A 10,617-nucleotide genomic window follows, 5' to 3' on the forward strand; every position below is an offset into this window, starting at 1 on the left:
CCAGCGATTATGTTAGCAGATGAGCCAACAGGAAATCTTGATAGAAAAACAGGAACAGAAATCATGGAGTTAATCAAACTCTCTAATCGAAAATATAATCAAACATTGATTGTAATTACGCATGATGAATCAATTGCGTTACAAGCAGATCGAATCATTACGATAGAAGATGGTAAAATAGCAGGGGATGAAGTGATAAGAACTGCAAATGTGGGAGGCAGATAATATGAATATTATGAACAGCCTCACATGGAAGCATATGAAAGCAAATAAGAAGCGGACAATAGTAACAATATTAGGAGTTATTATATCTGTTGCAATGATTACAGCAGTATCGACAGCGGCACTAACATTTACAACGTATCTGCAAAACATTCAGATAAAGCATGAAGGAGCATGGCATGTTCGCTACAATAATGTTACACAGACACAAGCAGATACATTGTTAGAGGAACTGGATGAGGAATTTAGTTTCTATACGCAAATCAAAGGCTATAGCAAGTGGAAAGATACAAGTACGGTGGAAAAGCCGTATATTTATGTAGAGGCATATGATAAAGCAGCATTTGATAAACTTCCAATGACAGTGATGGAGGGAAGAATACCAGAACAAATTGGGGAAATTATAGTTAGCAAAGAAATTGCATGTAATAAAGAGCGTTCATACAAAATTGGTGATACTATTACAATGGAGTATGGAAAACGTTTTGCAAAAATAGATGGCGTAGAGAAAGAATTGGGACAAAATGAGCAATATTATGGGGAAGGATTTTCTGAAGAAGAAAAAGAAACATGGGAGTCAACAGGAGAGCAAGCGACTTATACAATTGTAGGAATTATGCAATCAAATGAATCCTTTATTTCACCAGGAAGAGAGGCAATTACATTCTTAGATGTTAATGGAATGGCTAAAGATGAAACACGGATGGCTAGTCTCTTTATGAATGAAGTGTCTAATTCGATATATAAGCAAGCGACGTTAGCAGCAGAACATGCTAATGTAGGCGAAAAACAGATTGAGTATCAAGATAATCTGTTACGTTTATATGGGGTAAGCAGATACGAGAACAGCTATAACAAGATGATTCAGGTCTGTACAACAATACTGATTCTAATTATTATGGTAGGGTCAATTGCACTGATCTATAATTCATTTGCAATATCGATTAATGAAAGAAGTAAACAATTTGGTATGCTTTCAAGTATTGGAGCTACAAGGGAGCAGAAGCGAAATGCAGTTCTGTTTGAGGGTGCAGTTATTGCGGTGATAAGTATTCCATTAGGTGTTATTGCGGGATATGTAGGAATGTGGACAACATTTAAGATATTAGAGCCAATATTAGAGAATGTTGTGGCGACGCAAGTTGGAATTAAAGTAGTAGTTTCGATGAAATCGATTGCGTCTGCAGTTTTATTTTCGGTTATTACAATTTTCATATCAGCATACCTTCCAGCAAGAAAGGCAGCTAAGATTACGCCAATTGAAGCAATTAGACAATCAACAAATATTGCGATACGTGCAAAACATATGAAGACTTCACGATTGACACAGAAGATGTTAGGTGTTTCAGGAGATTTAGCTGTTAAGAATCTAAGACGAAATAGAAAGCATTACCGAGCATTAGTATTCTCATTAGCAATAAGTCTTAGTTTGTTTATCAGTGTAGGTTCTTATGTGTACTATCTAAAGGAATCTGTAAACTTTTCAATTGGAAATAAGTCGTATGATGCTATAGTGATGAATATTGATAAGGAAGAAATGACGGAGCTTAGTGAGCATCTTGAGCAACTTCCAAGTGTAACAGAAGGAAATTCAGTTATTTCATTACGTGATCAATTAATAATAGAGGAAGATCAAATTAGGGATAGGATGACAGAGGAATATAAAACGGAGCTGAATGAAACATATGCGGATATAAGTGATATTGCATTTGTAGGAGTGTTATGTTTTATACCAGATGCTGAATACGAGAAGATGGTTGGAGAAAGCATAGAGTCAGAAGGCATTCATGGAACATTAATTAATCAACAGGTAAAGCAGTGGGGATATAGTTTGACAGATATCGAGCAGTTGAACATTAAGAAAGGAGAGACGATTACTATTGGAGAATATGATATTCAACTTGATTTAGTGACAAAGAATCGTCCTCTTGGAGTTTCAGTTATGGGACTTGGTGGAACTGTTTCGATTATTATGCCACTTTCAGAGTTGAGTCAATTTAAGGAAGCAGATGATGTATATTGTGTCTATTACTTGAATACGAACGATGTGAAAAATATTGAAGATGCGATTGTAGATGTATTCTTAAAAAATGGTTTTCAATCGAATTATAGTATCTATAATCAAGCAATGGAAGTAGTAAGAAATAATCAGATTACGACAGTATTCTCTGTGTTTGCCTATGGGTTTATAACATTGATATCTTTGATTTGTGTTGCAAATTTATTTAACACGATTTCAACAAGTTTTGCATTAAGAAGAAGAGAGTTTGCGATGCTTAAAAGTATTGGTATGACACCAGAAACATTTAATCGTATGATTCGAATGGAAAGCCTTATGTATGGTGTAAAAGCGTGTATATTTGGTTTGCCAATTAGTCTTGCAATGACATTGTGGATTAAAAAGGGAGTGGGTTATAATTTTAATAAATATTATGCATTCCCTTATCAGATCTATATTATTGGAATTGTAATCGTGTTTGCTGTAGTTGGTATTGCCATGTTATATTCTTCTAGGAAGGTTAGGAAAGAAAATATTGTTGATGCACTAACAATAGAAGTAAATTAAAAAGAATATGGTAATGAAATAATATCGGTTTTAATTTAGTAATATAATGAAAAGGATATAATAAGTTTTTACAAAAGGCTTGTTATATCCTTTTTGTGAATAAATTTGAAGTGGATGGTATTAAATAATAGTCTTTTTTATATAAAAGGATTATTTTTGTTTGTATTTTGGAGGGTATTATATTATAATAAGATTAGGATATTTTATAACTATTCATAGCTGAGTAACTAGATGGTTACGATACTTATATACATAGCGTATCAGAGGGAAAAGCATTAGAATATATAAAGTGGAGGATAGATTATGGAAACTGGAATTTTATTAGAAAGTGGAACGAATGAGTTAGAGATTCTTGAATTCAAAGTAGGGGAAAACTACTATGGTATTAACGTAGCTAAGATAAAAGAAATTTTATCTTATAAAGAGCCAACACCAATTCCCAATGCACATCCATGTGTTGAAGGAATCTTTATGCCAAGAGATGAAGTTATCTCTATTATTGACTTGGCAAAAAATCTTAATTTAGCTCCATCAAAAAACACTGCAACAGATATGTATATCGTAACGAATTTTAACCAGCTTAACATAGCATTTCATGTACATGGCGTTGTTGGAATTCATCGTGTGTCGTGGGCAGATATTATCAAACCTGATGAGACAGTTAATTCAGTTGGAGCAGGAATTGCTACTGGTATTATTAAGATTGATAAGAAGTTAATTGTTATTCTTGATTTTGAAAAAATTGTGTCTGATATTAATCCAGAGACAGGTCTACGTATTTCAGATATATCACATCTTGGTGAAAGAGAAAGAAACAATGCACCTATTATAATGGCAGAGGACTCTCCATTGTTAAGCAAATTGATTTTTGACAGTTTAACAAAAGCTGGATATACAAACATTACGAAATTCAGTGATGGATTAGCTGCATGGGAGCAATTAAGTGAATTTAAGAAAAAGGGAATCATTAATGATAAAGTTCACTGCATCATTACAGATATTGAGATGCCAAAGATGGATGGACATCGATTAACGAAGTTAATTAAAGATGATGATGAATTAAAAGAGATTCCTGTAATTATCTTCTCCTCATTAATAAATGATGAAATGAGAAGAAAAGGGGAAGCATTAGGAGCTAATATGCAATTGACAAAACCTGAAATAGGTAAACTTGTTGGAGCGGTTGATAAATTAATAATTTAATAATATGTATTAATAAAAAAGGTGTTGTTGCAAATTAACATCACCTTTTTTGCAGTAAAGAATTACGTGAGGAATATATGTATAATCAGTTAGAAGTAATAAAAAGTAAGATAGAAGAAGCGGAATATGTGTTAGTTGGTTGTGGGCTAGGTATGGAGAACGTGACTGACTTTGCAGAAGAAGAGATTTATAAACCACTTGCAGAATGGAATATTAGTGGAAAAGCAGAATTAAAAGAAGAATTACGTGATGATGAAGCGGTTGAGTGGATACATCAAATGTTAGTTAATTCTTTCAATAAGCATAATACATTGCCAGTGTATTCTAAGCTTGGTGAATTGTTAAAAGATAAGAATTATTTTATTCTTTCTATGAATACAAGTGAGTTAATTATGCAGTCTGGTTTAGACAAAAGCAAGATGGTAATGCCTTGTGGCAACGAAGGATTATTTCAGTGTAGTAAATCATGTACACATGAGATTCAGCCCAATAATGATTATGTAGAAAACTTTATGGAACGATTACCTCAGATTATGAAAGAAGTAAAAGCAGGTGGCAATATGAAAGATTATCTTCCTTATTGCAATGAATGTAAAGAACCTTTAACATGTAATGTGCGGGCAAATGTTGAAACGTATGTGGAAGAAGGTTATCTACCACAGTGGCAAAATTATATGCAGTGGTTATCGCGTACTCTTAATAGGAAACTATTATTAATAGAATTAGAAGCTGATTTTACATTACCTTCATTAATTCGTTGGCCTTTTGAAAAGAATGCATTTCTTAACAACAAGGCATTTTTAATTCGTGTCAATCATGAATTCCCACAATTGTCAGAGGAAATTAAAGGAAAAGGGATGGCTGTTGCTATGACGGCAAATGAGTTTTTGAAACTAGTAAATTAGTAACAAAAACCGAAAAAGTGCCTATTTATCAGCAAAAATTCACCTTAATTCCTGTCCGTTTTAGTTGTTAAATAACGACTTATGTGGTAATATAAGAAGGAATAATATTTGTTTGGAGGTGGATAGATGGGGAAATGTAAGATTTGTGGAACAGAAATTGCAGATACGGAGGAAATGTGTTCGGATTGTAAGGCACTTGACGACGTAGATTTAATAAAGAGTGACGAAGAGTTAGAAGAACTGCTTAATTCTGTTATGCATTCCCATACTAGTTATCCGAATAATGATGAGAACAGTTTTATATCATCAGAGGAGATGACAATTGATCCGATTAGAGAGATAAATAATGATTCAGATGAAATATCTGTTCAGCTAGACAGCATAACAAGTGACTTATTAGAGCAGTATGGTATACAAGATGAAGTCGCACCTACAATGGAAGCAGTCTCAGAACTCGATATGCCATCTGATGATACGTATGAAGAAGAACCATTCTCACTAGATTCGTTAGTAAGTGAAGATGAAAATGAAGAACCATTCTCACTAGATTCATTAGTAAGTGAAGATGAAAACGAAGAACCATTCTCACTAGATTCGTTAATAGGTGAAGATGAAAATGAAGAACCATTCTCATTAGATTCGTTAATAAGTGAAGATGAAAATGAAGAACCATTCTCGTTAGATTCGTTAATAAGTGAAGATGAAAATGAAGAACCATTCTCACTAGATTCGTTAATAAGTGAAGATGTAAGTGAAGAACCATTCTCGCTAGATTTGTTAGTAAGTGAAGAAGAGAGTGAAGAACCATTCTCATTAGATGCATTAGAAAGTGAAAAAGAAGATTCTTTCTCCGTAGATGCATTAATGGAGCAAGAAGAATCCAGTGAAGAACCATTTGCGTTAGATTCTTTTATGGAAGAGGAAGAGCACAATACGGATATGGATGTAGCACCGGCATCGGAAGTACATAGTGAGGAACCTGTTCAAGAAAGTAACGATTTGTATGCAAGTATCCCTGGATTTGAAGGTATATTTGATGGAATTGGTGAGGATGAAGATGAGGCCGACAACGAAACATCGGATGTAGGTGATATCTTCGCTGATGTTCTTGGAGCAGTATCCAATTATGGTGTTGATGGTGAAGATGGTATTGATAATGAACAAGAAATACCGAAGCCGAAACAAGAGAAAAAGGATAAGAGAAGTATATTCAAAGAATTATTCTCTAATGTTGAAAATGAAGAAACAGAGAAAGCGTTTCTGAAAGAAAAAGAATTAGAGGAAGCTAGGGCAGCAGAGAAAGAAGCGAAGAAAGAACAAAAGGCAGCAGCAGTAGCAGCTAAGAAAGCAAGTAAAGAGGAAGCAAAGAAAGCTAAGGTAGCAGCGAAAGCAGCTAAGAAAGCGGAAAAAGCTGAGAGTGAAACGGAAGAAGTAGTTGAAGAGGAACAAGATCATAGTAAGATTAACAAGAAAGGTGCTGCAGTTGTACTGATAGCGTTTGCATTGTTAGCAGTTGTGATTATTGTTGGAACAAAGAATCTTTCTTATTCAGCAAGTATTCAGCAAGCCGAAGATTATCTTGCAAGGAAAAAATATTCAAAGGCATATAAAGAAATCAGCGGTATTGATGTTAAGAAAAGTGATGAAGAATTAGCGAAAAAGATAAAGACAATCATGTATGTGAATAAAGAAATTGAGTCATATAATAATTACTATGCGATTCAATACTATGCAGAAGCATTGAATTCTTTATTAAATGGTCTTGTAAAATATGATGTGTACTTAGAGCAAGCAAGTGAATTAGGTGTTAAATCTGATTTACAGTACGTAAAGGAACAAGTTCTTCAAGAGTTAGCAGAAAAGTATAATCTTGATGAAGTAAGTGCTCAAAAGATTATTGCGATTGAAGATCAAGAGGCATACAGTGATGAAGTATTTGCTATTGCAGAGAAGTTAGTAACAGTTAAGAAAAGATAGAAGGGGTGGCAGGATGAATCGTTAATTCATTTATCTTGCCACAGTTCTATTTTATGACAGTTTAATACGCTACTACAATGAAGTGGGATGGAAGGAGAAAGAATATGATTGCTATTATAGATTATGATGCTGGTAATTTAAAAAGTGTAGAGAAAGCATTACAACATCTAGGTGAAGAGGTAATTATTACACGTAACCATGAGGAAATTAAGAATGCAGATAAGGTAATATTGCCAGGGGTTGGTGCTTTTGGAGATGCAATGGAGAAATTACATCATTACCAATTAGTTGATACGATTAAGGAAGTAGTGGCTAAGAAGACACCTTTATTAGGAATATGTCTTGGATTACAGCTTCTATTTGAAAGAAGTGATGAGACCGAGGGAGTAGAAGGATTATCTATATTGGAAGGTGAAATTGTTCGTATTCCTGATAAGGAAGGATTAAAGATTCCTCATATCGGTTGGAATTCTCTACATTTTATGAAAGATTCAAAGTTGTTTAAAGGGTTAGAGCAAGATTCCTATGTTTATTTTGTACATTCCTATTATTTACGTGCAAGACATGCTGAAGATGTTGCGGCGACAACAGATTATAGTACAACACTTGATGTTGCCGTTGAGAAAGACAATGTATATGCTTGTCAGTTCCACCCTGAAAAAAGTGGTGATGTTGGTTTAACAATACTTAAGAATTTTGCTAATATTGGGAAGGAGTAGGCTATGTTTACAAAAAGAATTATCCCTTGTTTGGATGTGCATAATGGTAGAGTTGTAAAAGGAATTAATTTTGTTAATCTTAGAGATGCGGGAGATCCTGTAGAAGTTGGTTATGCTTATGGGCAAGCTGGTGCAGATGAACTTGTTTTCTTAGATATAACTGCTTCAAGTGATGCTCGAACAATTAAGATTGATATGGTACGTCGTGTGGCAGAAACCGTATTTATTCCTTTTACAGTTGGTGGAGGAATCAGATCAGTAGAAGACTTTAAAGTAATTCTACGTGAAGGAGCAGACAAAGTTGCTGTGAATTCTGCAGCGATACAAAATCCGAATTTAATATCCGAAGCAGCTTTGAAGTTTGGAAGTCAATGTGTTGTTGTTGCAATTGATGCAAAGAGAAGAGCCGATGGAAGTGGCTGGAACATATTTAAAAACGGTGGACGTGTCGATATGGGAATTGATGCAGTTGAATGGGCAATGGAAGCGAATAAACTTGGAGCAGGTGAAATTTTGCTTACAAGTATGGACTGTGATGGTACGAAGAATGGATATGATATTGAACTAACAAGAACGGTATCAGAGAATGTATCAATACCTGTAATTGCTTCTGGTGGGGCAGGAACAATGGATCATTTTTATGATGCGTTAACAGAAGGAAAAGCAGATGCGGCACTTGCAGCTTCTTTATTCCACTATAAAGAGTTAGAAATCAATGAAGTAAAACAATATCTTAGAGATAAAGATGTAAGCGTAAGATTATAGTTTGTATTTATTATAAGGTGATTTCTACACATGTTTTTATAATTTGTGTATTGTAGTCATAACTTAAAGGACAATGTTCTGGAATTTATAACATAAGATTAAAATTGGAGGAATGCAGATGTCAATGATTACGAATGATTGGATTGATTCCTTAGGTGAGGAATTCAAAAAGCCATATTATAAAGAACTATATCAATTTGTGAAAGAGGAATATACAAGTAAAATTATCTATCCACCAGCAGAGGATATCTTCAATGCTTTTCACTTTACGCCATTAAGTAAAGTGAAGGTGCTTTTGCTTGGACAAGACCCATATCACAATGTGAATCAGGCACATGGATTGTCTTTTTCTGTATTGCCTTCACAGAAGGATATACCACCTTCACTTCAGAATATTTATAAAGAGTTAAACGATGATTGCGGTTGCTATATTCCGAATAACGGTTATCTCAAAAAATGGGCAGATCAAGGAGTGTTACTACTCAATACAGTACTTACAGTACAAGCTCATCAAGCAAACTCACATCAAGGAAGAGGTTGGGAAGCATTTACGGATGCAGTGATTCAAGCTGTAAATGCACAGGATAGGCCAATTGTGTACTTCTTATGGGGAAGACCTGCTGGAATGAAGAAGAAGATGCTTACGAATCCAAACCATTTAATTTTAGAAGCACCACATCCAAGTCCGTTGTCTGCATATCGTGGATTTTTTGGTAGCAAACCATTTTCTAAAGCAAATGATTTTTTACAACAACATGGTATTGAACCGATTGATTGGCAGATAGAAAATATATAACTTTAATAATTTAATACTTAAATGTGAAAAAACTGTGAAACGTATAAACGTTCACAGTTTTTTCGCATTTATTATTTATTCTATACTAAGGTCATTATTGACTAAAGGGCTGGGATTTATTTCCATTGAATAAGGAGGAGTTACTTTTGATCGAAGTAAAGAATTTAGTAAAGCGATACGGAAATCATCTCGCAGTAGATGATTTGAGTTTTGCAGTTGAACGGGGGCAGATACTTGGATTTCTCGGGCCAAATGGTGCAGGTAAGTCAACTACAATGAATATGATTACTGGCTATATAGCAGCAACATCAGGTTCTGTAACAATTGATGGAAATGATGTGTTTGAGGAACCAATTGAAGCAAAGAAAAAGATAGGATATTTACCAGAGATACCGCCATTGTACCTTGATATGACAGTCGTAGAATATCTTGAATTTATCGCAGAGATTAAGGCAGTGAAAAAGAGTGAACGTGCTAAAATGATTCAAGAGATTATGGAAATGACGAAGATTGAAGACGTTAGTAAACGTTTAATAAAACATTTATCAAAGGGATATAAGCAAAGAGTTGGGCTTGCGGGTGCGATTGTGGGATATCCAGAAGTACTGATATTAGATGAACCGACCGTAGGTTTAGACCCAAAACAAATTATTGAGATACGTGATTTAATAAAGCACTTGAGCAAAAACCACACAATTATATTGAGCTCTCATATTCTGTCTGAAATCAGTGCAGTATGTGATAAAGTAATGATTATCAATAAGGGAAAATTAATTGTTAGTGATACTCCAGAAAACTTGTCCAATCATATGGAGGGTGCGAATAAAGTACATGCGATAATAAAAGGAACAAAAGAAAATATAGAGAAAGCATTAGAGACGGTTGAAGGAATTGTTAAGACGACATATAATACCGCCTCAGAAGAGGATTTAGTAGAGATTACTATACAGACAAAGGAAGCGGTCGATATTAGAGAAGCTCTATTCTATGCGATGGTAAAGGCAGATTGCCCAATCTTTGGAATGGAGCGAAATGTAATGTCGCTTGAAGATATCTTCTTAGAATTAACTGAAAATACGGATCAAGCACAGAATGAGAAGAAGATAAGGAGGAAGAAGAATGTTAGCGATATTTAAGAAAGAATTACGTTCCTATTTTACTTCTATGATTGGATATTTATTTATTGGTTTTTTCTTGGTAATTGTGGGTATATATTTTATGGCATATAATCTCAAGGGAGGATATGCAAACTTTGAGTATGTATTTAATAGTATGGTTTTTGTATTCGTAATTCTTATTCCGATTCTAACAATGCGTTTGTTAGCAGAAGAGAAGAGACAGAAAACAGATCAATTGCTTTTTACCTCTCCATTAAGTGTGAGCAAGATTATTATAGGTAAGTATTTAGCTGTGTTTACGGTATTTGCTGGTGCTATACTAATTACAATGTTTTATCCATTCCAA

General features: G+C 34.3%; 9 protein-coding genes and 1 pseudogene. All 10 read left to right on the forward strand.

Features of this window, described 5'->3' with window-relative positions; all coding sequences use genetic code 11:
• Nucleotides 1-225, forward strand: a pseudogene (locus tag RMR19_RS08120) (ABC transporter ATP-binding protein); the annotation flags it as partial.
• A 1-nt stretch (nucleotide 226) separates the two neighbouring features.
• Entirely contained in the window at nucleotides 227-2,788 is a 2,562-nt protein-coding gene (locus RMR19_RS08125; protein ID WP_310602991.1) for an FtsX-like permease family protein, read from the forward strand.
• A 303-nt stretch (nucleotides 2,789-3,091) separates the two neighbouring features.
• Nucleotides 3,092-3,991 carry a chemotaxis protein gene (locus RMR19_RS08130; protein ID WP_310602992.1) on the forward strand — a complete coding sequence of 300 codons (900 nt, stop codon included), beginning with the start codon at nucleotides 3,092-3,094 and terminating at the stop codon, nucleotides 3,989-3,991.
• 77 nt (nucleotides 3,992-4,068) lie between these two features.
• Nucleotides 4,069-4,896 carry a hypothetical protein gene (locus RMR19_RS08135; RefSeq protein WP_310602993.1) on the forward strand — a complete coding sequence of 276 codons (828 nt, stop codon included), beginning with the start codon at nucleotides 4,069-4,071 and terminating at the stop codon, nucleotides 4,894-4,896.
• Between the two features lie 126 nt (nucleotides 4,897-5,022).
• Nucleotides 5,023-6,873 (forward strand): hypothetical protein, encoded by a 1,851-nt coding sequence (locus tag RMR19_RS08140; protein ID WP_310602994.1) that lies wholly within the window; start codon nucleotides 5,023-5,025, stop codon nucleotides 6,871-6,873.
• Between the two features lie 104 nt (nucleotides 6,874-6,977).
• A complete protein-coding gene (gene hisH / locus RMR19_RS08145) occupies nucleotides 6,978-7,592 on the forward strand; it encodes an imidazole glycerol phosphate synthase subunit HisH (RefSeq protein WP_310602995.1) in 615 nt (204 codons plus the stop codon).
• 3 nt (nucleotides 7,593-7,595) lie between these two features.
• Nucleotides 7,596-8,357, forward strand: a complete 762-nt coding sequence (gene hisF / locus RMR19_RS08150; RefSeq protein ID WP_310602996.1) for an imidazole glycerol phosphate synthase subunit HisF — start codon at nucleotides 7,596-7,598, stop codon at nucleotides 8,355-8,357.
• A gap of 118 nt (nucleotides 8,358-8,475) precedes the next feature.
• Complete coding sequence (locus RMR19_RS08155) at nucleotides 8,476-9,153, forward strand: uracil-DNA glycosylase (protein WP_310602997.1); 678 nt, start codon at nucleotides 8,476-8,478, stop codon at nucleotides 9,151-9,153.
• 146 nt (nucleotides 9,154-9,299) lie between these two features.
• Nucleotides 9,300-10,289, forward strand: a complete 990-nt coding sequence (locus RMR19_RS08160; RefSeq protein WP_310602998.1) for an ABC transporter ATP-binding protein — start codon at nucleotides 9,300-9,302, stop codon at nucleotides 10,287-10,289.
• A partial coding sequence (locus RMR19_RS08165) for an ABC transporter permease (protein WP_310602999.1) occupies nucleotides 10,273-10,617 on the forward strand: 345 nt, incomplete at its 3' end. The genes RMR19_RS08160 and RMR19_RS08165, both read left to right, overlap by 17 nt.

This window comes from Anaerosporobacter sp., from assembly GCF_031551385.1.
In the GTDB taxonomy this organism is placed as follows: domain Bacteria; phylum Bacillota; class Clostridia; order Lachnospirales; family Lachnospiraceae; genus Anaerosporobacter.

Bases quoted from the DNA above. Each gene is read 5' to 3' on its own strand.
- RMR19_RS08130 (WP_310602992.1), top strand. From the start codon at position 3,092: ATGGAAACTGGAATTTTATTAGAAAGTGGAACGAATGAGTTAGAGATT.
- RMR19_RS08125 (WP_310602991.1), top strand. From the start codon at position 227: ATGAATATTATGAACAGCCTCACATGGAAGCATATGAAAGCAAATAAG.
- hisF (WP_310602996.1), top strand. From the start codon at position 7,596: ATGTTTACAAAAAGAATTATCCCTTGTTTGGATGTGCATAATGGTAGA.
- hisH (WP_310602995.1), top strand. From the start codon at position 6,978: ATGATTGCTATTATAGATTATGATGCTGGTAATTTAAAAAGTGTAGAG.
- RMR19_RS08140 (WP_310602994.1), top strand. From the start codon at position 5,023: ATGGGGAAATGTAAGATTTGTGGAACAGAAATTGCAGATACGGAGGAA.
- RMR19_RS08155 (WP_310602997.1), top strand. From the start codon at position 8,476: ATGTCAATGATTACGAATGATTGGATTGATTCCTTAGGTGAGGAATTC.
- RMR19_RS08135 (WP_310602993.1), top strand. From the start codon at position 4,069: ATGTATAATCAGTTAGAAGTAATAAAAAGTAAGATAGAAGAAGCGGAA.